Below are 25,909 nucleotides of genomic sequence, written 5' to 3'. Positions count from 1 at the left end.
GCGCATCGGCGCTTTCATCGATACCGTTTACAACACGCAGCGCCTGCATTCGGCGCTCCATTATCTCACGCCGGAGGAATACGAACAGAAGCATTCAGGTGGACGACAGATGGAAAAGGCGGCATAGCTTAACGTGGGACGATGTCCGCGATTTTCCCTGTCTCAGCCTGGGGGTGCACTCCAGCGATTTCAGTAATTACGGGACAGTGATTCCGCTAATTTCCGGACAGTTTTCGGGGCGGATATGACGGTCGGTTCTCGGGAGCGCCGTTCTGGCATTTTGCCCTCTCATCATCGGGTTGAGAGGGGGCCATGCCAAGACGGAAGCAAGCGAGACGAACGACAGTGAAAGACCTACGATCAATCCTGCGCCTGACGCATGAGCAGGGCCTCTCGGTGCGAGCGGTGTCGGAACGGCTGAAGATCAGCAAGACTTCCGTTTCGACCTATCTGTTGCGGGCGCGTGAGGCTGGCATCTCGGACTGGCCGCTGCCTCTGGGCTGTGACAATGACGCATCGCTTGAGCGGCTTCTGTTTCGCCGGGTTGGCCGTCCGCCGCAGGATCTGGACGAGCCCGATTGGGCGATGATCTCGCGCGAGCTGAAGCGCAAGGGCGTGACGCTGACGTTGTTGTGGCAGGAATACCGCGCGGCGCATCCCGATGGTTATGGCTACACTTGGTTTTGCGACCGGTTCGGCGCCTTCCAGCGCCAGGCGAGCGCAACGTTCCGCAATCGCCACGAGGCGGGCGCGGTGATGCAGACCGACTATGCGGGCCACACCGTGCCCGTCGTCGATCCCGATACTGGCGTCATCTGCCAGGCTCAGATCTTCGTTGCGGTGCTGGGCGCGTCGTCCTTCACCTTCGCCCATGCCAGCTTCAGCCAGAAGCTGCCGGACTGGATCGAAGGCCAGTGCCGGGCACTCACCTTCTTCGGCGGAGTAACGAAGGCGATCGTCTGCGACAATCTGAAGGCCGGCGTCGCCAAGGCGCTGTGGTTCGAGCCGACGCTCAACCAGACCTTCGCCGCCATGGCAGAATATTACGACACGACGATCCTGCCGACCCGAAGCCGCAAGCCGCGCGACAAGGGCAAGGTCGAGGGCGCGGTGCTGATCGTCGAGCGCTGGGTCCTGGCCCGGCTGCGCAACCGGCGCTTCTTCAGTCTCGGCGATCTCAACGCCGCAATCGCGGTGTTGCTGGAGGATCTGAACAACCGCCCCATGCGCCATGTCGGCAAAAGCCGCCGGGAGCTGTTCGAGGAGATCGAACGAACGGCCCTGTCGCCATTGCCGCCGGTCCCGTTCGAATATGCGGAGTGGAAATCGGCGAAGGTGCATCCCGACTATCATGTCGAGATCGACAGGACCTTCTACTCGGTGCCGCACGCGCTGATCGGGCGCCGCGTGGATGTGCGGCTCACCCACCGGGTGGTCGAGCTCTTCCATGATCACAAGCGCGTCGCCAGCCATGTCCGCCGCTCGCAGCGCTGCGGCCATGTCACCGTCAACGAGCACATGCCCAAGGCGCACCAGCGCTATGCCAACACGACGCCGGCGAACCTGATCCGGCAGGCAGCCGGGATCGGCGCCAATACCGCCATCTTGGTCGAGCGGATGATGCGCGACCGTCCCCATCCCGAGCAGGGATACCGCTCCGCGTTTGGCATCCTCTCGCTGGCCCGTCGCTACGAGCGGGATCGGCTCGAGGCGGCCTGCGCGCGGGCACTGGCCATCAATGCGATCACCTACTCCTCCGTCAACGCCATCCTCAAATCCGGCCTCGATCGCGTGCCGCCCGCGGCCGAGCCGGTCAAGCCCACGCCATCGCACACCAACATCCGCGGCGGGTCCTATTATCAGTGAAGGAAAGGATAAACCCATGCTGACACATCCAACCCTCGACCAGATGCAGGCTCTCGGTCTTGGCGGAATGGCCGCCGCCTACCAGGACCTGGCCGACCAGAGCAACGCCGACGATCTCAGCCGCGACGAGTGGCTTGGCCTGATGCTCGATCGTGAAGTCGCCATGCGTGCCGACAAGCGTCTGACCAACCGTCTCGCCGTTGCCAGGCTGCGCTTTGCCGACGCCTGCATCGAGAACATCGACTTCGCCGCGCATCGCGGGCTCGATCGGCGCAATACGCTGTCGCTGGCCCAAGGCGTATGGCTGAAGGCGCACGAGAACCTCATCATCACCGGACAGACCGCACCGGAAAGACCTGGCTGGCCTGCGCCTTCGGACGTCAGGCCGCCCGGCTCGACCATTCCGTGCTCTACCTGCGCATGCCGCGTCTGTTCGAGGATCTCGCTCTGGCGCGTCTCGACGGCCGCTTTCCCCGTCTCATCGACAAGCTGGCTCGGGTGCAACTGCTCATCCTTGACGACTGGGGCACCCACAGCCTGACCGACCAGCAGCGTCTCGATCTGCTGGAAATCTTCGAGGAACGCTACCGCCGGAAATCGACGCTGATCACCGCGCAACTGCCGATCGCCCAGTGGCACGCCATGATCGGCGAGCCGACAATCGCCGACGCCATTCTCGACCGGATCATCCACAACGCCCATCGCGTCACCCTCGAAGGCGACAGCATGAGAAAGCAAAAAACACCGCCGCTCTTGACCGGCGCCGAAAACGGCGAAATCAATCGCAAATGAGTTCAACCAGGCAACTGAGGGCCGACCCCTTCCTGCTGTCCGCGACTTAGTGAAACTGCTGTCCGCGATTTAGCGGAACGACTGTCCCGTTTTTGCGAAATACGCAATCTTCCGCCACATAATATTTCATGCCTCTCCGATGGGCGCGGGATTCCCCTGCACCGCTATCCCGGAGGGACAATATGCTCGAGTTCTATTTTTCGTAAGTGGGGTGCTCAAGCGCCTGTGTAGCGGTGCGCTCGGTGGCGAGATGGATCGCCTTGCGGAGCTTTTTTTCTCGCTTGGGTATAAGCAAGCATCCGCCAAGGTTTACCTGAGCCGGATTGCGCGCCTTAGCCAGTTTGCCGGGGCTCGTTGTGGTGCGATGCCTATCTCTCAAGATGTAATCGACAGCTATTTGTGCACGTTTACTACGGATACTCCGCGCATTGGGGCAGTGTCGGCTCTGGGACACGCACGCCGAGTGGCTCCGGAGCGCTTCATTGGTTCCGCTCCAGGTGTAGATGATGATCCGGATGCTCTGCTTCTGGCCTCCTTCTCGGACTATCTGCGCAGGGTGTGCGGACTGGAGCCGAAGACTCGCGAAGGCGTGCTTTTGGGTGGCCGCCGCTTTCTGGATTGGTTCCATCATCATCATCCCGGCAAGATCTCGGCGCGTTGACGGCTGAGCATGTCCTTGCTGCTGTTGAACATCGGCTGTCACGATCGACGACCTCCGGTACCCGCACTGCAGCAACTTCTCACATCCGGACATTTCTTCGGTTTTTGTATTGGGCTGGCTACCACGACCAGGATCTCGCCCGCGTCGTCCCCAGGACGCCCCACTGGCGTTTGGCTCATCTACCGCCGCGCCTTGCATGGGATGACGTTCGGCGTGCAATCGACATGATCGGCGCAACGACACCGGCCGACGTTCGCGATCGAACCGTCCTGCTGCTGCTCGCCACCACGGGCATTCGCAACGGCGAGCTGCGCGCCCTTCAGCTTCACGATATCGACTGGCGAACTGGCGAGGTTTTTGTCCGGCGCACCAAGGGCAAGCGTGATCGGGTGGCCCCACTCATCGAGGAAGCCGGCGCCGCGCTCGCCGACTACATCCTGCGCGCTCGGCCGAAGGTGGATAGTCCGTACCTATTCCTGTCCTTCACGCCGCCGGTGGGGCCATTCAAGTGCGCGTCGCCTGTTTCGAGGATCGTACAGAGGCGGTTGCGGCATAGCGGGATCGAGTTTGTCGGAGGTGCGCATCTCCTGCGCCACAGCTTAGCCACCCAACTTGTTGAGCAGCGACGGCCGATCAACGAAGTCGCCGATCTCCTAGGACACCGCAGCATCAACACAACGGCGCTGTACGTAAAGGTCGCGACCTCGCAACTCGCCGAGGTCGCACTTCCCTTTCCGGGAGGCGTGGCATGACCGCCTTCGCCCGGTTCCTCGGCGAGAAGGCCGAGCGTTACATCGAACTGCGCCACTCCCTCGGCTATGCCTTCAACAAGCAAGCCGGCACGTTGCGGGCTTTCGTGAGGTACGTTGAGCGCGCTCAGCTCGATGGGCTCGCCACTCGAACGTTGGCGCTGGATTTCGCCCTGTCGTTCAGCGGCGCCGCCAACAGCCGCGTCACTCGTCACGGCGTGCTCCGCCGGTTTTACGAGTATCTCGCCGTCTATGACGCGCGAACCGAAGCCTTGGAGCGCAGGGCTTTCCCCAGATCCAGAGCGATTCCGCCTCCGCGGATCCTCAGCGAGGCCGAGTTGGCGTCGCTCATTGACGCATGTCGCCGCATCTCGCCCAGGAATTCTTCTCAAGGGGCGGACAATGGCGACGCTCATCGGATTATTGGCGAGCTCGGGGCTGCGATCAGGCGAAGTGGTCAGACTTGATCGTTCCGACGTCGATCTGACCAACGGGGTTCTCCTCGTTCGGAGAACGAAGTTCCGCAAGGACCGTCTCGTTCCAGTTCACACGACGACCCAGGCTGCCCTTCGTCGCTACGCCCATGAGCGGGATGCCGCTTTTCCCATGCCCAAGGACCAGGCCTTTTTCCTCAGCTCTCGTGGCAATCGCCTCTCGGCGACGGGCCTGCAAAACGGCTTTGCCGAGGCCCGCAAGCTTGCTGGTCTCAATGGCGGCAAGCCATTAAGGCCACACGATCTCAGGCACCGGTTCGCCGTGACCCGTCTCGGCCTCTGGCATCAACAGCGCGCGGACGTTCAGGCGTTGCTCCCGTTGCTCGCCACATATCTCGGTCACGCCAGCTACAGCGATACAGCCTACTATCTCACCGGTTCGGCGGATCTTCTCGCAATTGCGGCGGAGCGCGCCTTCCTCGACGGAGGTGCAGTATGAGCGAACGCCTGCTGCTGGCGCCGCTCCTGGAGTCCTACTTTCGCCGGCGCTTGACCAAGCAGCGCAACGCAACTCCCGCGACCGTGGCCAGCTATCGCGACGCCTTGCGCATGCTGATCATCTTTGCCGCCACCCGGTTGGCGAAGAAGCCGGCGGCATTGGCGCTCGAAGACCTCGATCGAGACCTTGTTCTCGCCTTCCTCGACGAGCTCGAGGAGAAGCGCAACAACGTCATCGCCACGCGCAATGCCCGACTGGCCGCCATCCGATCCTTCTTCCATCACGTAGCAGCCGCTGACCCGGCGTCCTTCGGTGTCGCCCAACGCTGACGATTCCTATAAAACGGACTCACATTGAGGTGACGCACCACCTCACCAAGGCCGAAGTAGACGCCCTTATTGCGGTCCCCGATCAGAGGACGTCCCGTGGGCGGCGCGACCGCACGTTTCTACTGTTTCTGGCACGGACCGGCGCCCGTGTCTCGGAAGCCATCGGCGTCAACGCAAACGACCTTCAGTTAGAACGGCAGCATCCACAAGTGCTGTTGCACGGCAAGGGGCGCAGAGATCGCGTCATCCCCATTGCTCGCGACCTGGCGCGAGCGCTGACCGCCTTGTTGAGCGAACACGGAATCGCGAACCACGAGCCACGACCGATCTTTGTCGGCGTCCCGCAACGAGCGCCTAACGCGTTTCGGAGCGACCCATATCGTGCGGCGAGCGGCCGCCAAGGCCGCGGCCATTAGGCCGGTCCTGAGCGACAAGCCCATATCGCCACACATTTTCCGACACTCCCTCGCCATGAAGCTCCTTCAGTCCGGTGTGGATCTCTTGACGATTCAAGCCTGGCTCGGGCACGCGCAAGTCGCCACCACCCATCGCTATGCCGCCGCGGATGTCGAGATGATGCGCAATGGGCTCGGGAAGGGAGGCGTTGACGGCAATCGCGGCGTGCGCTTCCGACCGAACGATGTCGTTCTGCAACTGCTGAACAGCATCTAAATATTATGTGGCGGAAGATCCCGAACTGGGCAGGCTCAGGCTGGCGCCAGGACAGCTCCGCCACATAATCTCGGTGTGGCGGCGATGTAGAAATGTCGCTCGCTCTGCAAAGTAGAAATGTCGCATTGGCCGATCCAAGGGGCAGGGTGCAGCAAGTTAGAAATGCGACAGTGACGTGCCGATCTTGGCTATCCAGGCAGCCCGATTCCTTGTGAGTTATTGCTCTTCCCTTGGAGAAAGCGATCAAGCACATTCGATGTGACCGTCGAGGTATAGAAGTCGTTTCCCTCAAGTCCTAGTACCCAGTCAGTTGTCGCGGCTGTGAACACTTCACCAGCACCAGAACGAAACGAAACGATCATGCCGGTGCCAGCACTGTGCTTTGCAACAGTGGCTCGGTCTTCTTTGCGGTCATACCACCGGGCTCGCAAGACCGCGAGGTCGTCGCCAAACAACTGAGCGTAGCGATGCTCGGGAAGGCCTCCTTCAGAAACCCGGCCCCAGCCCATTGCTAAAATATCCAAGCCTGGCGGACATCCTTCGCCTTCTATAGCAATCGGCAGCCCATCAAGGAATGTGTAGTTAAGGCCGTCCGTTTCAAAACCGAAGATACCATGTTCGTCGCCGAACATATCTGCGTAATCAAGACCTGTTCCGTCGAATGACCAATGATCCGGGCGAAAAACTGTAAAGCCGCGAGCGGCGCGGGCGCCTACGTTGCCGAAGCCAATTGGAGCGGCTCCCCGTACCGCGTTAACACCGAAGGTTTCCGCACCTGGCCAATTGACTTTCGGGTCTTCCCAGCCGACAGTTAGGAGATGGCTGTTTTCAGTCCCATAGACCGGGTCGCGCTCGGGAGCTTTTGCGGTGTAGCAAATCTGTTGGCTTGTCTCATAGTCCATACGGATTTGATACGAGAAATCGCCGGCCAGACGCGCAACGTTACCGCCCTGATTGAGGAATACATGAACAGCATTGCGCATCTCTCTGGTCCAATACTCACAATGTCCAACAAATACTGCGCAAGGATAGTCATTTAGTATATCTTGATCGTGATGAAGCTCATCCTGGGTAAGGATATCCACTGAATAGCCATTTTTCTCCGCCCACCGAACGAATAGTCTTTCGTAGCTTGCCCAGCCGGCGGCTCCATAATTTCGCGACAATCCCTTTGCATATGCATATTCCAGGGCTTCATATCGAGCCGGTCGTGGCGACCTAGGACGTACGTTCGATTTTATGCGCGGCGCGCCATCGGGTAGCCAAACTTGCCCACGTCCCCACGGACGCTTGGTAGACAAAATCGGAGAAAAGCCTCTGAAGTAATCTGGGTGTACTCCCCAATAGTGACTTGCTCCGCCAAAATCGTTGTAGGCCCGCCATGTTGCGACCGAGGCGACCAGCGCTAGCGTTTTCTTCTTATTGCCGGGCGACCGCAAGAACACGAGATGGTGACCAAGTGTTGCTCCGTCGTTGCTGTCGTGTTCGGTGACCTCAATTAAGTATGCTCCAGAGGGCAGTGCGCCGTCCGTTGTCCAGTGGTAAGACGCGCGCCAGCCACAACCGTCAATGTAAGCGTTTGGCGATATGGGCTGGTACTCTCCTTTTAAGCGAGAGGCCTCATGCACTAGGGTACGCTTAGCACCATCGCGGTAAATGCGGAGAGTCACCCACTCGACATTTGTTGAGAGAAAGACGTTAACAGTCTCTCCCGAATGGAAGCTGTCCCGATCAGCATAGAGCCAAGCTGCTGGCGAACCTCCTTCAGATGGTATCTCCAACCAATTGAGATCAACCGGTTTTTGACCCGAGTGGGGCTCAGTCGTGATTTTTTGTGAAGTCTGAACAAAGGCCGGTGGTCGAGTCATCTCATCATACTCCGTATAAATTTTTATAAGCGGTTCGCATTGGAAGAGAATGGCCTAGGGAGGCAGCCGGTCAGGTGAAACTCCATGGACAAGCCATTTCTGTCAAATTCGAAAATGGGAGCCTTAATCCAAGTTTGATACATAGAAAGAGCTGATCACTATGAATGGATAATTGCATCGATCCTGGCCGCCAGCAGCGGATCAATGTCGGACAAAATGCTTGATTTCCTCGTTATTGAACGGCCGCGATCACGGCGCGCCAACTGGTCGAAATCCAAGCGAGGCAATTGAGGCAGAACTTTCCATCCTGGCTGCAGTGACGATCGCAGCATGCAGAAGGAGTTCACACCTCCCTCCAAACGAGGCGTGCTGGCGATGTCACGTCGTCTGCATATACACGAGTTGAGACCAGCGGCCGCTGATGTTGGCTGACCAGGGCCACGGCATCCATTTGCCGTGGCTCCTGGTGATCGGAAGCCCTGCACATCCCATCGCGTTTTCGCAGGGGCACATGTGCATTCTCCGCCCGGCTATCCAATCCCTTGTGCGACATGCCCGGCATCACGTTTCGCTTGGATCGGCAAATGGCATCTCAGCTCTTAGTCTCTCATGTTCCCTGTCAAGCGGAAGGCAAGAGGAGATCGGCTGTTTGGCAGGTTTTGCGAAGCAGTCGGATCGGCTGAAGCTGCACAGAGAGCTCAGAGACGACGGTTGATCAGACTCTCATCCGCGGGTTAGATACCGCCTTCCGTGTCTTCGACTCGGGGCTGTCCTCGGTCTAGAGGGCGGGCGTCGGGCGTATCGGCTCGGCCACATAACTAGCGACGGGAGTTCCCCACCGTGGCGCCACCCCCAACGCTGTGCAGCGGGTCGGGTCGACACCGCTACGACGGCGCGACCTCCCTGCCGATGGCCCATAGGAAAGCGGCCATCTCGCACGCGATCGCAGCCACGACCACCGGCGGCTTCTTGCGCTGGCGCTGAGCCGACAATAGAGCGGGTGCAGAGTCTGATTTGCGCCTCAGGCGATGTCGCGGACAGCCTTTGGCAACCCTCGTGCCGGATCCTCAGGGCCTCGCTGACCCTGGCGAGATAGCGATACGTCCAAGCCGCTTCCACCAACGCGCGGCGGGCGCGCCGATTGCCGGCGAGCGTAAGGCTCGACCGGCGGACGGTGCCGCCAATCGAGCGCTCTCCCAAGTTCGCACCTATCAGCTGCATTTGGTTGAGCCGAAGGGTCCTTGGAGCGCGCTAAACCAGGCAGTGTGCGCCCCGCGGTTCTTCTTTGGATCTTCCAGAGCGCGAAGATCCGCAGTATACGCTGTCGTCAGCGCGACCCGGTTCTTCACTCCGTCCACGGCTTCGAGGAAGCCGACCACCTCGTCGGCGCTCAGCACGTTGTCGATATCGGTGACCTTCAGCCGTGAAGCTTAGCCGTCGGATGATTATTCGCGTCGAGGAAGGCAAAGGTGTAGCGCGACAATCTGGGTGAGAGGCCGCATTGCCTCGTCGAAAATGTTCCTGAATGTTCAGCCGTTGCCTCACATAAGTTGCTCCCTACCGAGGGGTATGAGCAGGGGCAACTATGGGACGGCTGAGCATGGCGACACGGAAAGAACTGACGGCTGCGGTTTCAGAGCGCTATCGTGCTTCGACGCGAGCGGAGAAGGCGAGAATTTTGGATGAGTTCGTCGTCGTCACTGGCTTTCACCGCAAGCACGCGATGCGGCTGTTACGATGCGGTAAAGGGCCGTTTTCAGGCCGGCGAGCGCGGCCGCGGATTTATGATGAAGCGGAACGCAATGCGCTCATATTGCTATGGGAGGCATCTGACCGCGTCTGCGGCGAGCGGCTGAAGGCGTTGCTGCCGGTCCTTCTCGAGGCGATGGAACGGCACGGTCATTTTGACCTAGCGCCCGAAATCCGGAGCAAATTGCTGGCGATGAGCGCGGCCACGATCGACAGGACGCTGGGACCGATCCGAGCAGGCTTGGGACGTCCCCGACGACGGCCCGCAGCGCACGCCCTGCGACGGAGCATTCCCATTAGAACGTCGGCGGATTGGGACGATCCAGCGCCAGGCTTCGTTGAGGCGGACCTCGTAGCCCATAGCGGCCCTTCGGCTCGCGGCAGCTTCATCCAAACCCTCGTGCTCACCGACATCGCGACCGGCTGGACGGAATGTGCGCCGCTGCTGGTTCGCGAACAGACGCTGTTGAGCACGGTGCTCACAGAATTGCGCAAGCAACTGCCCTTCGCGCTTCTCGGCCTGGATACGGACAACGACACCGTTTTCATGAACGAGACGCTGAAGGCCTATTGCGCCGCCGCCAACATCGTCTTCACGCGCTGCCGCCCCTACCGCAAGAACGACCAGGCGTTCGTCGAGCAGAAGAATGGCGCCGTGGTGCGCAGGATGGTCGGATATCGTCGGTTCGAGGGGCTGGAGGCCGCCGCGCTGCTAGCGAAGCTCTACCGGTCAGCGCGGCTGTTCGTGAACTTCTTTCAGCCATCGTTCAAGTTGATCGCGAAGCAGCGCGACGGCGCGCGTGTGCGCAAGACGTACAGTCCGCCAGCTACGCCGCATCAGCGTCTGGTCGCCGACGCTCGCACCTCAGATGCAGTCCGCTCCCGACTGCAGGAAATCTACGCCGGACTCGATCCTGTCCTGCTATTGCGCGATATCCGCGCCATGCAGGAGCGGCTCGCTACGCTTGCCGATACTTCGCCGGCCGTGCGCCCTGACGGGGCAACTCAGGCGATTGACCTTTTCCTGGCGACTTTGCGGACTGCCTGGAAGGACGGTGCTATCCGGCCGACGGATCGCCCGATTGTGAAAGCCAAAAGGGGGCGGCGGCGTCCTGACCCTCTCGTCAAGGCGACTGCCGACTTGCGAAATTGGTTCGAAGCCGAACCATGGCGAACCGGCAGCGAACTTCTGTCACGACTGCAGGCCGAGTATCCCGGCGACTACCCGGACAAACTGCTTCGAACACTTCAGCGTCGGCTGAAGGTCTGGCGCAGCGAACAGGCGGACGCGTTGCTGTTTGGCCCCTTGAACAAGGAGCCGCCGATCCTGGAGATCGCAAGGCCACACTGAGGCGCCGTGGCGCTCGCGAAGGAGGCCGGGCGCTGCGAAACCCCGGCCATCTCCGCGCCCGGCCTCCTTCGCCCCAAGCCGGGAGCAAAATGGATGAGGCAACGCTTGAATCTCGGGGAGCATCGTTACGTGAGGCAATACGCGCTCTCACCTTGATTGTCGCGCCGCACAAAGGTGGCGGGGACCGCTACGTGGTGTTGTCGCCACCGCTGCTGGAGATCCTGCGTGGCTATTGGCGCCTGACCCGGCCCGCCCAGTGGCTCTTTCCTCGCCGCGACCGCTCCGGGTCCTATGGACCCGCAGGTGCTTCACGTCGCGTGTCGTGTGGCCTGCGAGGCCCGGGGCATCGAGAAGCGGGTGCCCGCTGTCAGGCAAGCTATCCTCGCCGCGCTCGCGCAACCGCCCCCCCCAATCCGTTGTCCCCACTGTCGCAGAATTGCGCAAAAAACTGCCAAGTAGTGCTACCTTCCGTATAAACGAAAAGCTTCAAATCAACTCGTAACTTATATAATGCTCAGGCTTTATAAACGAAGGTGAATTGCGCATAATCCAGTATATCATGTCAATCACTGTCATGCCATGATGGTTAAGCATTGTGTGGATAAGGCCATCGACCGCCAACCCTGGAAGATAATTGCACTCTAAAAACCAGACGTCGGGTCCGTTAACTCGGAAATCGAACCGAGCTATATTATATATATCGATATACTCGGCTATTCTCTTTGTCGCATCAACAATCTTTCTAGAAATGCCATCGGTGGAATCAACCACCTTTTTCCGATACCTGTCACCAGAGCATTTCTGGTCGCGTCCTAAGAACTGACCGCGCGACTCTATCATTACTACCGGAAAAACAATTGAGTCCGATGAACTGCATATACAGCCGCAGGTATACTCCTCCCCGGGAATAAACTCCTGCAACAACGCTGCACTGTCGTAACTAAAGATTGTGCGAAGAAGGCCCTCAACGTCTGCTGCAGACTCATCAGAATTATAAAAAACTCGTGAAAACAGCGACGAACCCAACGAATTCGGCTTCACTACGATTGGGCCCTCAATTGATTTTGCAACCTGAATCGCTTCGGTGACATTTGTGGGTCTTACTAGTATCGTCCTTGGCACTTGCACCGTTTCACTAGGCAGCAATGAAGACACGAACGCCGACATTGCATACTTATTCATGGTTAGCGATGCTACATGTGGGTCGCCGAACATGCCCCTTAAGCCTGAAAGTGCTGCAAGCGTCTGAGCCCCGCCGTCTTCGCCGAATTGTCCATGCAACAAATTTACAACATATTCTTTACGAGATGCGATCGCATCAAAAAAGGCAAGAAGTGTCTGCCCGCTTATAGAGGGTGTAGTAGAAATAAAGTTGGTGATATCATCAATCCTAGTAACGTTGCTCATTGATATCGCTCGGACCAGACCATCTAGCCGACTAACATGATATAAGTTCCGGACAAAAAACGGCCTGTCTATCTTACTTAGCTTCAAGTAAGCAGACGCAATGCTTATCATTGATTCTATGGATCCATCGTATTCGGTAGAAATCCCACCGAACATGAACGACACTTCGAGAGGCATATCGTTTCCTTTAGGTGAAATATCAAAAATTCAGCAGCGATACAAAGGCCGGTGGTTTAACGCACCCTATACAATGGCATCCCGGTCGCTGAACGGCACTCAAGGCCGGCGGCTGGCTTTGTGTCATAGCGCGCGTCCATTACGCGTTGCTCTCTCTCTGCTCCGAGATCGAGCGGCGAGCGCGGCAGTCAAGGCGCTAGGCGCAACGGTATGGAGGCGTTCCTTGCTCATTCGCGTCGTCAGACCGCACAAGATTTGCGTATAGAGAACATCCTGTAGATTTGGGTCACCTGCGGGTAGGTACCTGACGCGAGAAGCACGGAAACGAGATCGTTTGCGTGAATAATCTCTGAGAAAAGATCGTCCCGCGCGCCGTCGGCCGCCAGCCCCAGGAGGATATAGCCAGACTCTGTGAGGAAGTTTGGCCCTTCCGATAAGAACCGGCTGAGCAACCGATAGCCTGGATCAACAGCCCCTCGTTCGATTTCGTCAGTATACTGATAATCTCCCGGAGCATAAATTGAGGGATAGTTCCAAAAAATATAATCGAATTTACGATTAGATGGAATATTGGAAAAAATATCACTTTCAATCACCTCAACATTGTTGATACCGTTTCTAGCGGCATTTTCTAATGTGTTCGCGACCGCCTTGTGGTCAATATCACAAGCGAGCAAAGATTGCGCACCGATTGCCGCGAGGTAAAGGCCCGGAAGTCCGAACCCACAACCGATTTCTAGAATGCGTTTCCCAGAAACGGGAGGAAAATTCTCAGCAAGCCAGCGCCAAGCCTGGAATTCTTGTGGTGAAAAGACCCCCTGATTTACGGTCAATTTTAATCCAAAAGCTTGAGTATGTAGCGGAAACGCGCGATGTTGACTATGCTCAAGCCTTATCTTTACATGATCAAGGTCTGTCATCTTCCGTTTCTCCTTATATAATCAATAATGCGAGCGGTTTACACCGGCTTGGTAGACTTCTGCGTTTCTAGAGCATGCCGTCGTTCAGGTCATGCCTCGTGGGGACGGCGAACTCTGTCCCGGTAATCCCATAGGTGGCACTTGGCCGGGAACATTCGTGGATCAGCGCATCGAGATTGTCTGTATCGACACGCCTCAATACCCTCCGCAGCAATGGGGTCGTACTGAGCCGGATCAGCCGACCAAAAAAATTGGCCGAAGACCATGACGCCGGACCGCTTGGTCGAGCATCAGGTGGAAAGTCTATTGTCGTCTTCAATTAGGATGAGCGCTCTTATTTGTCATTGAAACTCCTTGTGCATTCTGTGTTTGAGCACAACCAGCATAACTCTAACCGCCCTTGATCCAGTCGTTGAAGCGAACGTACCATTCACACCGATTTGACGCACGTGAAGATTCTATAAATTCAATGAAGGGTATGTTACATAGCTTTTGACCGGCCGCGTCGCACCACGAATTGTCTAAGACAATTTTGGCGGTTCGGACGTTTAGGGTGCTGAAGTGTCGGTTGCGGAGTTTGGATCTTTTCACAGTAGCTGAGGCTGGATCTTGGAACAGGTTGGAGATCCGTTGATGCTGACTCATTGGGCCGTTGAAGTGCAGCGCACACGGGACTGTGGGTCATGCGTGATGGCGATCGTCGAACAGGTTTACTCCCAAAAATGGTAGGACGGAGGATTGAACCGCCCCGGGGTCTTTGAACTGACCCTATAAAGTGGACGGTTCATTGAGCTGGCGCATTTAAGGGCTGGGTCCTGTATTGCACAGGGTTCAGCCCTCTCAGTTCCAGTTTGATGCGGCGGTGGTTGTAAAGGTCGATGTAGCGCACGATGGCCGTATCGAGGCTTTGGGCGGTCTCGAATCTTTCCGGATAGAAGAGTTCGGACTTGTGCGTGGCGAAGAAGCTCTCCATCGGTGCGTTGTCGAGGCAATTGCCTTTGCGAGACATACTCTGTGCAAGGCCTCTGGCTTCCAGCCTGCGCTGGAATGCCGGCATCTGGTATTGCCATCCCTGATCGGAATGCAGAATCGGCCGTTCGTCCATCGAGCTGGGCAAGGGCTTTGGTCAACATATTGTCCACCAGCTTGAACAGCGGCCTTCGTGAGGTTTCGAACGCGAGGATCTCGCCATTGTAGAGGTCCATGATGGGAGACAGGTAGAGCTTGTCGCCGGCCACGCTGCGTATTTCAGGCGATGGTGAGCACGGATTTCACCGCATCGTGAGCACGGATTTCACGGGATCATGAGCAACGATTTCGGGTGATCGTGAGCAGCGATTTCAGACGATCGTGAGCACCTTTTCGGAGGTGCTGGACGCTTCGGCCGACAACTCAGCCTGTCTACAGGATGCCTCGTTCAAAACGAGGAAGCCTGATGCCAACCCAGAGATTGTCGATGCGCCGGATCAGAGAAGTTTTACGTCTAAGACATGTCCAGGGCCTGACCGAGCGTGCCATTGCGCTCACGCTCGGGGTCAGCAATGGCGTCGTGCATGGTTATCTGCGGCGCGCCCGTCTTGCCGGGCTGAGCTGGCCGCTGCCCGAGGGGATGGATGACGAAGGCCTTGAGCTGCTGCTCTTCCCGGCGCCGAAGGCAGCGTCGCAAAGCCCCCGGCGGCCGGTGCCCGATTGGAGCTATGTCGAGAAGGAGTTGCGCCGGCGCAATGTAACGCGGGTGCTGCTCTGGGAAGAGTATCGTGCGGCCAATCCTGACGGCCTTGGCTACACCTGGTTTTGTACGACCTTCGAGGCCTGGAAAGGGCGCGCACGCCCGACGATGCGCCAGACGCACCTGGGCGGCGAGAAGGTGTTTGTCGATTTCGCCGGCGACACCATCGACATCTTCGACCCCATCACCGGCGAAGCGCATCCTATGAAGCTGTTCGTCGCAGCGATGGGCGCGTCGAACTATACCTACGCCGAGGCGTGCCCGAGCGAGAGCCTGCCCAACTGGATCGGCGTGCACACGAACCTCTTCACCTTTCTGGGTGGCGTGCCGAAGTTCGTGGTCTGCGACAATCTCAGGGCCGCCGTCACCAACCCCGATCGCTACGACCCCGGTCTCAACCGGACCTATGCGGAGATGGCGAGCCATTACGGCACCGCAGTTCTCGCAGCCAGGCCGAGACGCCCGAAGGATAAGGCAAAAGTCGAGGTCGCCGTGCAAATCGCCCAGCGCTGGGTCCTGGCGCGGCTGCGCAATCAGCGCTTCTTTTGCCTGGCGGAGCTGAACGCCGCCATCCGCCTGCTCGTCGCCGATCTCAACGCCCGCCAGATGCGCGGTTTCGGCTCCAGCCGCGCCGAGCTCTTCGCCGAGATCGACAGGCCGAAGCTGGGAGAGCTGCCGGACCAGCCATACGTCTTTGCGCGCTGGAAGCGTTGCCGTGTCGCGCCCGATTATCATGTCGAGGTCGACGGACACTGGTATTCCACGCCCTACCGCCTGATCCGCGAGCTCGTCGATGTGCGTATCGCCGACAACACTGTCGAGATCTTCCACAAGGGGCAGCGGATCGCCAGCCACGCCCGTGCGCCCAACCGGCGCGGCCACACCACCGTTGCCGATCACATGCCGAGCGCGCATCGCCGCTACGGCAAGTGGACGCCGGGGGGACTGATCGCGGCCGGCGAGAAGATCGGTCCTGCCACCGCCGCCTTCTTCCAAGCCGTCATCGCTGACCGGCCGCATCCCGAACAGGGCTTTCGCACCTGTCTCGGCATCCTGGCGCTGACTAAGAGCTACGGCAACACGCGCGTCGATGCAGCCTGCCAACGCGGCATCCTCATCAAGGCACGCTCCGTCGCCTCGATCCGTTCGATCCTCAAGAACGGCCTTGATCGCGCGTTCCTCGACGAGGCGCCCGATCATCAACCCCTGCGCCACGGCAACATTCGCGGTCAGGGCTATTTCCACTGAACCATAGAGTTCTCAATGCTCACCCATCCCACCCATGAACGGCTGATCGCACTCGGCTTGACCGGAATGGCCAAGGCCTTCGAGGTGCAGCGACGATCACCGGATCTCGATGCCCTGTCGTTCGAGGAGCGCATCGGGCTTCTTGTCGATCGCGAAGCGGCCGAGCGCGACACCAAACGGCTCACCACCCGCCTCAAATTCGCCGCGCTGCGCCAGAGCGCCTGTGTGGAAGATGTCGATTTGCGTACCCCCGCGCGGCATCGACCGCGCCGTCTTCGCCAGGCTCGTCGCCGGCGCTGGATCGACCGCCACGAGAACGTGCTGGTCACCGGCGCAACCGGCTTGGGCAAGAGTTGGATCGCCTGCGCCCTCGGCCACAAGGCCTGCCGCGACAATCGATCGGTGCTCTATCATCGCGTCCCGCGCCTCTTTGAGGCGCTCGCGCTGGCGCGTGGCGATGGGCGCTATGGCCGCCTGCTCAAGACGCTCGGGCGCATTCAACTCCTTATCCTCGACGACTGGGGCCTGTCGGTCCTCAATGCAGCCGAGCGTCGCGACCTCCTGGAGATCCTCGATGATCGCCACGGCCGCGCGTCCAGAATCGTCACAAGCCAAATCCCGGTGGAACACTGGCACGATGTTGTCGGCGATCCCACGCTCGGCGATGCGATTTTGGATCACCTCGTTCACAACGCTCACCGCCTTCAACTCACCGGAGAAAGCATGCGAAAACATAAAGCCCGCGCCCACGCTCTTGACGCAGCCGCAAACACCTGAATCAATCAACAGGTCGGGCGAAGCGGCCGCTCATGATCGCGTGAAATCCCTGCTCACGATCAAATGAAATGAGCGCTCACCATCGCGTGAAATGCCTGCTCACAATCAGCGAAATGCGCACCACGCTGTACTCCGTCACGTCGATCACCCATTTGCGGTTGGCGCGCTCCGCGTTGAACTTGCGCTGCGAGAGATCGGGAGGGGACTGTCAGGAATTCTGTGCGAGAGGCCATGACGATGGAAGGGAGAGAATCATCACATGGCTATCGAGAAGGAACTTCTGGACCAGTTGCTTGCCGGACGCGACCCGAATGAGGTGTTCGCCCGGGAAGAGTTGGTCGACGACCTGAAGAAGGCGCTGTCGGAGCGGATACTGAACGCCGAACTCGACGAGCACCTGGAGGATGAACGTGTCGAGGAGCCATCAAGGCAGGAATTATAGCGATGCGGATCGCCCGCAGACCGGCAACGCTCAATATGGCAGCCCAGGTAGGCATGCGACCACAGTTCGATTGCGCTCTTGTATGGCGCTCGACGCTCCAAGATAGCCGTCTTGAGCCCACCGGACAGCGCGGCACGAACGAGCCAGTAGGACACCTTGATGCGGCGCCTTCTCTGGGCAGCATTGGAGTGGGCCGTGTGTAGTTGAATTGCCCTGCGATCTGCTGAATTAATCGAACTTTTACAAAACTAGCCGCACGATTTGATAAACATAACGCGCCCAAACTATCGTATGGTCGCAGGAGGAATAGATGAAAGGCGTTTTGACTGCGGCGCTGAACAACTGGCGGACGTCGATCGGCCTGGAAACAGCAAACCCTGCGGGTTCGCTAAGCGCCAGTAGACCCCGCACGATGCGCAGAAGCTGCGCCGACAGCGTCACTGTGCGGTTCTTGCCGTTCTTACCATACTCGACCAAGATCACGCCGCGCTCGCTGTCGATTTCGATTCGGCCTGACGCAGCGATTTTTTATTTTCCTGACTAAGTAACCGTCTTTTAGCCGAAGTACGAAGGTCGCAGTCCGTCCTGGCGCAGAAAGAAGCCTTGATGGCACTCGACACAGGTCCGAATGGCAGATACCCGGCGTCGATCCCGGGACGGTCGCCAAGTACACACATTAGGTGGATGGGACGATGAAGTACATCGACTTTCTCTCGCAACCTCCGTCGCTTGAATCGCCGATGTCCTGGCCCTTCATCAAAATGCATGGTTTACAGAACTACTTCGTGATCCTTGATCGGCGCGACTGGACCAAGCGTTTCGCTGTCGAAGACATAGTGCGTATATGTAGCACGAATGCCGGTGCCGGAGGCGAGCAGCTGCTGACCATCGAGCGGCCCTCATATGAGGGATTAAGCGGCGGCGCTTATGCAGCGATGAGGATTTTCAACATCGATGGCAGGGAAGTCGGTGCATGCGGGAACGCTACTCGCTGCATGGCGTATCTGCTCCTGGAGGAGACCGGCAAAGACGAGGTGCGGATAGAAACGGCATCCGGCGTTCTCCAATGCCGCAAAGCAGGACTGAAGCGGATCAGCGTCACACTTGGACCGATCAGCGTGGACTGGCACAAGATTCCCCTATCTCGGCAGGTTGACACACTCCATCTCCCCATCGAAAGCGGACCCCTCGCAGACGGCGTCGCCCTTAATATCGGCAACCCGCATGCCGTCTTCTTTGTCGATCAGCTCGATAGCGTCGACATGGCTCGATATGCCCCTGCGGTGCAGAACGATCCTCTTTTCCCGGAGGGCGTTAACGTGGGTGCGGCTGAGCGTCTGGACGAACAGACACTCCGGCTCGTCGTTTGGGAGCGACCGGGCATACTAACGATGGCATGTGGAACTGGTGCATGCGTAGCAGCGTATGCGGCGCTTAGACGGGGCCTCGTCAGTTGGACGACCATAGCAGTTCACCTTCCGGCCGGAATCTTGGAAATCGAACTTCTTGACGGCGAGTTGGCTGTCATGACCGGACCCGTCGCAATTTGCTGTCACGGTTTCATAGAAGGAAGCAAGCTGCGGTAGTCACCCAACACGCTGCGGATCATGGCCCGCATCAGCGCGGCGCCGACGAGAAGGGAAGTAAAGCCGCAATGTGAAAAAAGGCAATTTGACAAAAAGCGACTCGAATCTTGCAGTTCAAATCGGGCTTTGCGGTCCATTCGCCGGAAATCCCCACAAAGGGGTTGAACGTCATCGTGCATCGGAGCGGCGGCTTGGGCGGTGGCCCGAGCAAGGTAGCCATATATGCGGGTGTGGCAGGGGCGAGTTGTCGAAATCCTGCTTCACCACGACAGCTTCGATGCGCCGATCCACCTGCTAGCGGCGGATCCTCACCGACAGACTTAACATCCGTCAGAATTTTCGATCGCGGGCGAACTCGCCCCGCCGTTTTGTGCAGTGAAAAGTGGCGACGATGATGCTGGCCTTGAGCAATGTATCGCCGATGCCACGAACAGTGAACTCGACCCGAAGGCCATTCGGTCCGAGTTTGCCCTCGCAGGAGCCGGCAGCCCCGTGCGCGCTTTTCAAGATCCAGCCTCAGCTGCTGTGAAAAGATCCAAACTCCGCAACCGAAACTTCAGCGCCCTGAACGTCCGAAACGCGAAAATTGTTTTAGACGCTCGCGCGGCGCCCCCAATCAAAGCGCTGTAACATACCTTTCGTTGAATTCATGGAATCTTTACGAGCGCAATTCGCTGAGAATGGTAAGTTCGCTTCAAAGATCGGAATCCAGCGCGGCGATAGAATCGCTTCAACAGAACGCAAGGTAGGAGATCAACAAACATGGCAACAAGAGCACTCATACTAATAGAGGACGGTAATCGGCTGTCCAACGGTCCGCTATTCGTCCAAGCGGCCCGCCGTCTTGGGCTCCATCCAACTATCTTGTCGGCTAATCCGGCTCAGTACGATTACGTTGCTGAGGAGGACATTCAGGCAGTCCGCGTCGACACTGAAAGTCTCGATGCGCTTATCCGCGAATGTTCCCGGCTAAGTGTGACCTATGACATTGCCGGCATCACCAGCGCCGCGGAGTCCTTCTATGCAATGGCTGGCAGGCTCAGCAGACATTTCAATCTACCGGGACCGAACCCGGCATCGGTCGAACGATGCTGCGACAAATTCGCTCAGCGCCGGCTCCTCGCCACTGCCGGCGTCCCAATGCCGGCGTATCGGCTGGCATCAGATCAGACCGAAGTAGAGCGCCATGCCGCCGAGGTCGGGCTGCCAGTGATACTAAAGCCAGCCGAAGGCCGCGGCAGCAGCGGAGTCCGATTGTGCCGCAATTTCGACGAGTTAGCCGAACATACGGCCTATCTGTTGGGCGGAAAGCACGTATGGCAGTGTTCACCGAGGATACTAGTCGAAGAGTTTGCAGAGGGACTCCATTATTGCGTTGACATTATGGGAAATGAGGTCGTTGGAATTAGCCACATTGACTTCGGCCCGCTGCCGCATTTCGTTTATCATCAGGTTACCTATCCTGCCGTGCTGGATAGTGACAAGTATGATAGTATCGTCGATGTTTCGCTGAATTGCCTGCGAACTCTCGGCCTTGGCTGGGGGGCAACTTGTATCGAACTCCGGTGGACGGAGCGTGGCCCGGTCGTCATTGAAGTCAATCCGCGTCTTGGGGGCGGGACTGCTCCTCAACTGGTTCAACTGGCTTACGGTGTCGATCTAGTCACGGAGCACATTAAGCTAGTCATCGGCGACGAGTGGAACTTGTGCAGAAAGCACTCGCACACTGCGGCCGTGCGATTCCTGGTTCCTGAGCGGGATGGCTTTCTGGATTGCATTGATGGCCAGAGCCAGTCAGCTGCGGTACCGGGCGTCGCCGAGGTGAGAGTTTATGTTGAAGCGAAGACGTCACTCGTTAGGAAGGGAGATTACCGCGATTGTATCGGATATGTGATTGCCACGTCCTCCAGCCACGATCAGACCGAGATTATACTTCAACATGCAGTCGATCTAATTAGTTTTTCAATCACGCCGTTTAGTGGCAAGCGAATAGGAGGGGCTTCATCCGTCTAAACCAGAGAACTACATACAATGACAATTAAACAGTAATTAAACGGTCGCCCGTTAGGTATCGGCAAGCCATTGATCTGGCTTTCTGATTGAGGAGGATTGCGGATTTGGTCTTGCAAGATGTTCTGTATTGGGCCGCTGTTTTCTTGCAATTCGATTTTCTCTGCTGCTGCCGGGCGTGATTATGAGATGGCCCGCCCCTCTCTGGAGCGATCGGTTAAGATCGCTCTGTTTTGGAATGAGAGAGGAACGGACCGATGTCGATTTTCGTGCTTGGAATTGATCTTGGCAAGAACGTGTGCAGCCTCGTCGGGCTGGATGAGGCTGGCGCCGTCGTCCTACGTCGACGGCATCGTCGCGACGGCGTAGCGGATTTTGTCGGCTCCTTGCCGGCTTGCATTGTGGCGATGGAAGCCTGCTGCGGCGCGCATCACTCGGCCGGGTGCTCGGCGCTGCTGCTGGTCACACTATCCGGTTGATGTCGCCGTACGATTCGCCCCTACGTGAAGGCCAACAAGAATGACGACCGCGATGCCGAGGCGATCGCGGAGGCAGCCACGCGGCCGGCGATGCGCTTCGTGCCGGTAAGAGCGCGGCGCAATCGGACATTCAGGCCTTGCATCGGGCGCGCTCGCGTCTGGTGGCGGAGCGCACGGCGCTGATCAACCATCTGCGCGCGCTATTGTTGGAACGCGGGATCGTGGCTCCGAAGGGACGGAAGCAATTGGAAGCCCAGCTGGGGGTGTTCGCGGACGAGGACGATCCCCGACTATCGCCGTGTATGCGCCTGCTGGTCGAGGACCTGCGTGCCGAATGGCGCAACCTTGATGAGCGGATTGCCGCCTTTGATGCGGAGTTCATGCAGATGGCGCGCACGGACGAAGCAGCGCGTCGGCTTGCGACGATCCCCGGGATCGGTGTCATCAATGCCACTGCGCTTGTCGCGGCCGTTGGTGACGCGCGCAGCTTCCGGGCGCGGCCGTGACCTCGCCGCCTGGCTGGGCTTGGCGTCTGCGCAAGGAGCATGGCTTCGATCCGGCGATCGCGGCGGCATAGGGAACCTGATGGCCTCCGGCTATTGAGCTGAGGTCACCGCTGCGAGTGGTGAGAGGAAGATGGCCTGACAGTCGAACGGCAGCTTGGAAACCTGGACGAAGTGAACGGTCGCTCGAGACCGCTGTGATTATGAGGACCAGGCTGCGCGGATCTCCATCTTGCCGGGGCCACGACCCCGAGACCGGATACGTTGACGCAGACTGAACAGAGCAATCTTCAAAATACCCCTCGCGGACGGGGCGGGCCATACGTTCACTCGTTTTGCCGAGGCGAATTGAGGGGGCGACCGTGTCGAGGCCATGCGAGAAGCGCGAGACGGGAGATCAGGCTGTTCCGCTCCAAGTTCGACCAAATCATCAACTTGAAGCACGAGTTGGTGCGGCTGGCGCAGGCGATCGACTGGCCTAGAATCTTTGCCAATGGCCGGAAAAGTTGGCTGTTCGGCGATACCGTCGACGGAGCCAGAGCCATCGTCTACAGCTTGGTGCTGACCTGCCGCGCTTCACGCTCGAGCCGCTCGCATGGTTGCGCCACGTTCTCACCGAACTGCCTCAATATCGATACTGATATCGACGACCTGCTGCCCTTCAACTTCGCCAAAACCGCTGCAGCCTCGAGTGGAACAGAACGCGTCCGTGGGCGTGGCGGAAGCTGAGCCATGTTGCGCCAAGATGGATCGATCGACCGCGACGGCTTCTGCGCACTGGAAAATTCGGGGAAGAGGTTATCTGATCGACGCTCCTATATATATATATCGAAATTGGATTAAGGAACTTAACAATTTCCATTTCCGGAACGGAGATTTGATGGAAATATCCGGTGGGAACAACGAGTTGCACTGCAACAAGAACTCGTAGCCTGCGCTCAGGGAGAGCGCCCCGCCGCCATTGCCTCGGGCTGCTACCAGTGAAGTAAACTAACCGCGATAGAGGCAACACCAGGCAGATGCGCCGGTGCGCAATATAAGCATACGCAACCAAGACGAAAGCGGTCCTAACGAGTGGAAAGCGCGTCAACGGAATAACGGGAGGACCAGATTATGAATGATGCCGTGGGCGGCGTGACTCGCCGTACCTTTATTAAGACAGGCGCCGCGCTCGGCGGGGGCATTGTCGCTGCCGGCATGCCCTTGTCTCAAGCCATTTGGGCAGCCCAGGGCAGGGTACTCAAGGTCCGTTCCCTCACAGAACTCAGCACGCTTGACCCTGCTTGGTACTTAATCACGAGTGTCGACGTGATGAACTGCATCTATTCGAAGCTCACACACTACAAGTCGGGCACGGACTGGGGCTGGGAACTGGAGGCGGCAGAAAAGATCGAGCAGGTCGATCCCACCCACGTCCGCTTCCGTCTAAAAAAGGGCATCAAGTTTACTGGCGGCCATGGCGAGTTGACTTCGAAGGATGTGAAATTCTCGTTTGAGCGCGTCATCAAGCTCAATGCGCCATCCAAGCCCGATTGGGGTCCGCTCGATCGCGTCGAGATTGAGGATGACTACACGGGCGTGATTGTACTCAAAGCGCCGTTCGTGCCGCTCTGGAACGTCGCACTCCCCTTTGGTGTTGGCCACATCGTTTCTGAGCATGCAGTGATGGCGGCAACCAAGGATGGCGGTAACTTCGGCACCAAGCCGCCGGCTTTCTCCGGCCCATATGTGCTCGCCGACTGGCAGTTAAATCAATATATGCTGTTGACACGCAATCCGGACTGGTCTGGGCCAAAGCCGGGTTATGACGAAATACGCATCATCCCGATTAACGACGACAAGGCGGCGGAGCGCGCCTATCAGACGGGTGATATCGATTTCACTCGCATCAGTCTGGATTCGCTGGCGAACTTCAAGAGCAATCCGCGCGCCGACACCAAGGTTGAGGAAAAGCCCTCGCTCCGTTTCATCTGGATCGGCATGAATATGGATCACCCGAAGCTGAAGGACATCAATGTCCGAAAGGCTATTCAATGGGCGATCAATGTACCTCAGATCCTGGATGCCGCCTATGCGGGCCAGGCTGCCGTAGCCACAGGCGCTATTTCTCCAGGCATTGTCGGATATCGCGAGAAGGCGCTCGTCGCACCGGAAGGCGATCTCGAAAAGGCCAAGGAATTCTTGGAAAAGGCCGGTGTGAGCGATCTGACCTTGACCATCGATTGCCTGAACGAGACCACCTATTCGACCATAGCACAAACGGTGCAGGCGCAACTGTCGCAGATTGGGATCAGGCTCGAGGTCAATGTCCAGGATTCCGGCTCGTTCTGGACTCTCGGTATGGAATCGGAAGGCGATCGCTGGAAAGAAATGCAACTCACCGTCATGTACTTCGACAGTCTGCCCGATCCCCATTATGTTACGTCGTGGTTCGTACAAGATCAAGTGGGCATCTGGAACTGGGAGCGCTTCCGCAGCCAGCGTTTTGACGAGCTTAGCGCTAAGGGGAGCACCGTCAGCGATCCGAATGAGCGGGCGAAAATCTACCGCGAGTTGCAGGATCTCATGGAGGATTCCGGCGCGTACCGGTTCCTTACCCATGGTGCCACTCCGTTCGTGTATCGCACCACGCAGACCCAAGCCGCGACCCGTGCGGATGGTCGCCCCCTTTATATTGATTTCAAGCCGGTTTGGGCTTGAGCGACGTGGTCTGACTAAGAAGATGTGGCTCTACCTCCTCAGGCGAACCGCTCTCGCGATCGCAATTATTGCGGTCGCGGTGACGCTATTGTTTCTAATGATCAGGGCTGTGCCAGGCGATCCTGGCGCGGTCCTGCTCGGCCCGCGGGCGACGCCCGAGATGAAGGCGCTGCTGCATCAGCAGATGGGGCTAGACAAGCCACTCGTTGTGCAGATCGTTACGTTCTTCGGCGGGCTGCTCCACGGCGATCTCGGCTTCGACGTATTCAGCCAGAGGCCTGTTGCCCACATTGTCTTTGAGCAATTGCCATTTACGATCGAACTGATTTTGGTGTCAATCTTATGGGCGGTCGTGATAGCAGTGCCGCTCGGCTGCTACTCGGCGACAAGGCGTAACTCGGTGGTCGACCAGGTGGCCGGCGTAGTGACGGTCGCCACGATCGGAATTCCTTCCTTCGTGATGGCAGTCTTTGTGCTGCTGATTTTTGCCGTGACTCTGCGCTGGTTGCCAGCGATTGGAGCGGGTAGTGGCTTCTGGGACGGGCTTATCCATCTCATTCTTCCGGCCTTCGCCATCGGGATTGGCTGGGTTGGCTACATTTCCCGGCTGGTACGGGCATCCATGCTTGAAATCTTGGCCGAAAATCACGTGCGCATGGCTCGTTCCTTCGGGATCTCAGAATGGCGTATCGTTGCGCGCTATGCGCTTCCGCTCGCGATCCTGCCGACCGTGACCATACTCGGGGTGGGCATCGCTTGGCTTCTTTCGTCTGCGGTCTTTATCGAGGTGGTCTTTGCGAGACCTGGCGTTGGCGCTTTGATTGTGAACGCCGTCAATACGCGCAACTACCCGATTGTGATGGGTGTTGTGCTCGTCACCACCTTCCTTATTGTTTCTGCTACGATGCTCTCGGATCTTGTCAACGCATTCCTCGACCCTCGAACGCGGGAAAAGCTTTGA

The 25,909-nt window shown here is 58.3% G+C and carries 19 protein-coding genes and 8 pseudogenes; 19 read left to right on the top strand and 8 right to left on the bottom strand.

Annotation, left to right across the window (positions count from 1 at the left end):
• Positions 1 to 312 precede the first annotated feature (312 nt).
• From istA (RFM98_RS21590) to RFM98_RS21550, 9 genes and pseudogenes are all read left to right on the top strand, one after another.
• A complete protein-coding gene (gene istA, locus RFM98_RS21590) occupies positions 313 to 1,866 on the top strand; it encodes an IS21 family transposase (RefSeq protein WP_320310733.1) in 1,554 nt (517 codons plus the stop codon).
• A 16-nt stretch (positions 1,867 to 1,882) separates the two neighbouring features.
• Positions 1,883 to 2,658: pseudogene (gene istB, locus RFM98_RS21585) on the top strand (IS21-like element helper ATPase IstB).
• A 250-nt stretch (positions 2,659 to 2,908) separates the two neighbouring features.
• Complete coding sequence (locus RFM98_RS21580; RefSeq protein ID WP_320310732.1) at positions 2,909 to 3,319, top strand: hypothetical protein; 411 nt, start codon at positions 2,909 to 2,911, stop codon at positions 3,317 to 3,319.
• Between the two features lie 224 nt (positions 3,320 to 3,543).
• Positions 3,544 to 4,071 (top strand): site-specific integrase, encoded by a 528-nt coding sequence (locus tag RFM98_RS21575; RefSeq protein ID WP_320310731.1) that lies wholly within the window; start codon positions 3,544 to 3,546, stop codon positions 4,069 to 4,071.
• On the top strand, positions 4,068 to 4,535 hold the full coding sequence (locus RFM98_RS21570) for a site-specific integrase (RefSeq protein WP_320310730.1): 468 nt from the start codon (positions 4,068 to 4,070) through the stop codon (positions 4,533 to 4,535). Before RFM98_RS21575 ends, RFM98_RS21570 begins: the two co-directional genes overlap by 4 nt.
• The gene (locus tag RFM98_RS21565) at positions 4,471 to 5,001 is read left to right on the top strand and encodes a tyrosine-type recombinase/integrase (protein ID WP_320310729.1); all 531 of its coding nucleotides are present in this window, start codon (positions 4,471 to 4,473) and stop codon (positions 4,999 to 5,001) included. The genes RFM98_RS21570 and RFM98_RS21565 overlap by 65 nt, the downstream gene beginning before the upstream one ends.
• Positions 4,998 to 5,330, top strand: coding sequence for a site-specific integrase (locus RFM98_RS21560; protein ID WP_320310728.1), 333 nt, complete (start codon positions 4,998 to 5,000; stop codon positions 5,328 to 5,330). Before RFM98_RS21565 ends, RFM98_RS21560 begins: the two co-directional genes overlap by 4 nt.
• A gap of 29 nt (positions 5,331 to 5,359) precedes the next feature.
• On the top strand, positions 5,360 to 5,746 hold the full coding sequence (locus RFM98_RS21555; protein WP_320310727.1) for a tyrosine-type recombinase/integrase: 387 nt from the start codon (positions 5,360 to 5,362) through the stop codon (positions 5,744 to 5,746).
• Positions 5,712 to 6,002 carry a tyrosine-type recombinase/integrase gene (locus RFM98_RS21550; RefSeq protein ID WP_320310726.1) on the top strand — a complete coding sequence of 97 codons (291 nt, stop codon included), beginning with the start codon at positions 5,712 to 5,714 and terminating at the stop codon, positions 6,000 to 6,002. The genes RFM98_RS21555 and RFM98_RS21550 overlap by 35 nt, the downstream gene beginning before the upstream one ends.
• A 188-nt stretch (positions 6,003 to 6,190) precedes the next feature.
• On the opposite strand, the gene RFM98_RS21545 is transcribed toward RFM98_RS21550, so the two are convergent.
• The 3 genes and pseudogenes from RFM98_RS21545 to RFM98_RS21535 all read right to left on the bottom strand — a co-directional run.
• Positions 6,191 to 7,870, bottom strand: a complete 1,680-nt coding sequence (locus tag RFM98_RS21545) for a N,N-dimethylformamidase beta subunit family domain-containing protein (protein WP_320310725.1) — start codon at positions 7,868 to 7,870, stop codon at positions 6,191 to 6,193.
• A 461-nt stretch (positions 7,871 to 8,331) separates the two neighbouring features.
• A pseudogene (locus tag RFM98_RS21540) lies at positions 8,332 to 8,447 on the bottom strand (IS6 family transposase); the annotation flags it as partial.
• 715 nt (positions 8,448 to 9,162) lie between these two features.
• Positions 9,163 to 9,267: pseudogene (locus tag RFM98_RS21535) on the bottom strand (tyrosine-type recombinase/integrase); the annotation flags it as partial.
• Between the two features lie 188 nt (positions 9,268 to 9,455).
• Here RFM98_RS21535 and RFM98_RS21530 point away from each other — a divergent pair.
• The gene (locus RFM98_RS21530; RefSeq protein ID WP_320310724.1) at positions 9,456 to 10,970 is read left to right on the top strand and encodes an ISNCY family transposase; all 1,515 of its coding nucleotides are present in this window, start codon (positions 9,456 to 9,458) and stop codon (positions 10,968 to 10,970) included.
• A 486-nt stretch (positions 10,971 to 11,456) separates the two neighbouring features.
• On the opposite strand, the gene RFM98_RS21520 is transcribed toward RFM98_RS21530, so the two are convergent.
• From RFM98_RS21520 to RFM98_RS21510, 4 genes and pseudogenes are all read right to left on the bottom strand, one after another.
• A complete protein-coding gene (locus RFM98_RS21520) occupies positions 11,457 to 12,554 on the bottom strand; it encodes a D-alanine--D-alanine ligase family protein (RefSeq protein WP_320310723.1) in 1,098 nt (365 codons plus the stop codon).
• Positions 12,555 to 12,793: 239 nt separating this feature from the next.
• Entirely contained in the window at positions 12,794 to 13,474 is a 681-nt protein-coding gene (locus tag RFM98_RS21515; RefSeq protein WP_320310722.1) for a methyltransferase, read from the bottom strand.
• A 106-nt stretch (positions 13,475 to 13,580) separates the two neighbouring features.
• Positions 13,581 to 13,765 (bottom strand): annotated as a pseudogene (locus RFM98_RS31425) (ATP-grasp domain-containing protein); the annotation flags it as partial.
• A gap of 493 nt (positions 13,766 to 14,258) precedes the next feature.
• A pseudogene (locus RFM98_RS21510) lies at positions 14,259 to 14,715 on the bottom strand (IS3 family transposase); the annotation flags it as partial.
• Between the two features lie 194 nt (positions 14,716 to 14,909).
• Here RFM98_RS21510 and istA (RFM98_RS21505) point away from each other — a divergent pair.
• From istA (RFM98_RS21505) to RFM98_RS21495, 3 genes and pseudogenes are all read left to right on the top strand, one after another.
• Positions 14,910 to 16,451 carry an IS21 family transposase gene (gene istA / locus RFM98_RS21505; protein ID WP_320310721.1) on the top strand — a complete coding sequence of 514 codons (1,542 nt, stop codon included), beginning with the start codon at positions 14,910 to 14,912 and terminating at the stop codon, positions 16,449 to 16,451.
• A gap of 15 nt (positions 16,452 to 16,466) precedes the next feature.
• Positions 16,467 to 17,228, top strand: coding sequence for an IS21-like element helper ATPase IstB (istB, locus tag RFM98_RS21500; protein WP_320310720.1), 762 nt, complete (start codon positions 16,467 to 16,469; stop codon positions 17,226 to 17,228).
• Between the two features lie 259 nt (positions 17,229 to 17,487).
• Positions 17,488 to 17,646: pseudogene (locus RFM98_RS21495) on the top strand (transposase); the annotation flags it as partial.
• Positions 17,647 to 17,910: 264 nt separating this feature from the next.
• Here RFM98_RS21495 and RFM98_RS21490 read toward each other — a convergent pair.
• Positions 17,911 to 18,153: a hypothetical protein gene (locus RFM98_RS21490; protein WP_320310719.1), complete on the bottom strand. Its 243-nt coding sequence runs from the start codon at positions 18,151 to 18,153 to the stop codon at positions 17,911 to 17,913.
• Between the two features lie 209 nt (positions 18,154 to 18,362).
• Here RFM98_RS21490 and dapF point away from each other — a divergent pair, with 209 nt between their 5' ends.
• The 6 genes and pseudogenes from dapF to RFM98_RS21460 all read left to right on the top strand — a co-directional run bounded on the left by dapF (position 18,363) and on the right by RFM98_RS21460 (position 25,909).
• Entirely contained in the window at positions 18,363 to 19,256 is an 894-nt protein-coding gene (gene dapF / locus RFM98_RS21485) for a diaminopimelate epimerase (protein WP_320310718.1), read from the top strand.
• Between the two features lie 762 nt (positions 19,257 to 20,018).
• Positions 20,019 to 21,269 (top strand): ATP-grasp domain-containing protein, encoded by a 1,251-nt coding sequence (locus tag RFM98_RS21480; protein ID WP_320310717.1) that lies wholly within the window; start codon positions 20,019 to 20,021, stop codon positions 21,267 to 21,269.
• A gap of 254 nt (positions 21,270 to 21,523) precedes the next feature.
• Positions 21,524 to 22,285 (top strand): annotated as a pseudogene (locus tag RFM98_RS21475) (IS110 family RNA-guided transposase); the annotation flags it as partial.
• Positions 22,286 to 22,728: 443 nt separating this feature from the next.
• Positions 22,729 to 22,977 (top strand): annotated as a pseudogene (locus RFM98_RS21470) (transposase domain-containing protein); the annotation flags it as partial.
• Positions 22,978 to 23,361: 384 nt separating this feature from the next.
• Positions 23,362 to 24,948 carry an ABC transporter substrate-binding protein gene (locus RFM98_RS21465; RefSeq protein ID WP_320310716.1) on the top strand — a complete coding sequence of 529 codons (1,587 nt, stop codon included), beginning with the start codon at positions 23,362 to 23,364 and terminating at the stop codon, positions 24,946 to 24,948.
• A 22-nt stretch (positions 24,949 to 24,970) separates the two neighbouring features.
• Positions 24,971 to 25,909 carry an ABC transporter permease gene (locus tag RFM98_RS21460; RefSeq protein ID WP_320310715.1) on the top strand — a complete coding sequence of 313 codons (939 nt, stop codon included), beginning with the start codon at positions 24,971 to 24,973 and terminating at the stop codon, positions 25,907 to 25,909.

Source organism: Mesorhizobium australafricanum, assembly GCF_033977265.1.
GTDB lineage: Bacteria > Pseudomonadota > Alphaproteobacteria > Rhizobiales > Rhizobiaceae > Mesorhizobium > Mesorhizobium australafricanum.
The sequence above is the reverse complement of the archived record's forward strand: the minus strand, read 5'-3'. Positions and strand labels throughout refer to the sequence as shown.

Excerpts from the sequence above, each read along its gene's own strand:
- istA (WP_320310733.1), top strand. The coding sequence starts at position 313 with ATGCCAAGACGGAAGCAAGCGAGACGAACGACAGTGAAAGACCTACGA.
- RFM98_RS21580 (WP_320310732.1), top strand. The coding sequence starts at position 2,909 with ATGGATCGCCTTGCGGAGCTTTTTTTCTCGCTTGGGTATAAGCAAGCA.
- RFM98_RS21575 (WP_320310731.1), top strand. The coding sequence starts at position 3,544 with ATGATCGGCGCAACGACACCGGCCGACGTTCGCGATCGAACCGTCCTG.
- RFM98_RS21570 (WP_320310730.1), top strand. The coding sequence starts at position 4,068 with ATGACCGCCTTCGCCCGGTTCCTCGGCGAGAAGGCCGAGCGTTACATC.
- RFM98_RS21565 (WP_320310729.1), top strand. The coding sequence starts at position 4,471 with ATGGCGACGCTCATCGGATTATTGGCGAGCTCGGGGCTGCGATCAGGC.
- RFM98_RS21560 (WP_320310728.1), top strand. The coding sequence starts at position 4,998 with ATGAGCGAACGCCTGCTGCTGGCGCCGCTCCTGGAGTCCTACTTTCGC.
- RFM98_RS21545 (WP_320310725.1), bottom strand. The coding sequence starts at position 7,870 with ATGACTCGACCACCGGCCTTTGTTCAGACTTCACAAAAAATCACGACT.
- RFM98_RS21530 (WP_320310724.1), top strand. The coding sequence starts at position 9,456 with ATGGGACGGCTGAGCATGGCGACACGGAAAGAACTGACGGCTGCGGTT.
- RFM98_RS21520 (WP_320310723.1), bottom strand. The coding sequence starts at position 12,554 with ATGCCTCTCGAAGTGTCGTTCATGTTCGGTGGGATTTCTACCGAATAC.
- RFM98_RS21515 (WP_320310722.1), bottom strand. The coding sequence starts at position 13,474 with ATGACAGACCTTGATCATGTAAAGATAAGGCTTGAGCATAGTCAACAT.
- istA (WP_320310721.1), top strand. The coding sequence starts at position 14,910 with ATGCCAACCCAGAGATTGTCGATGCGCCGGATCAGAGAAGTTTTACGT.
- istB (WP_320310720.1), top strand. The coding sequence starts at position 16,467 with ATGCTCACCCATCCCACCCATGAACGGCTGATCGCACTCGGCTTGACC.
- dapF (WP_320310718.1), top strand. The coding sequence starts at position 18,363 with ATGAAGTACATCGACTTTCTCTCGCAACCTCCGTCGCTTGAATCGCCG.
- RFM98_RS21480 (WP_320310717.1), top strand. The coding sequence starts at position 20,019 with ATGGCAACAAGAGCACTCATACTAATAGAGGACGGTAATCGGCTGTCC.
- RFM98_RS21465 (WP_320310716.1), top strand. The coding sequence starts at position 23,362 with ATGAATGATGCCGTGGGCGGCGTGACTCGCCGTACCTTTATTAAGACA.
- RFM98_RS21460 (WP_320310715.1), top strand. The coding sequence starts at position 24,971 with ATGTGGCTCTACCTCCTCAGGCGAACCGCTCTCGCGATCGCAATTATT.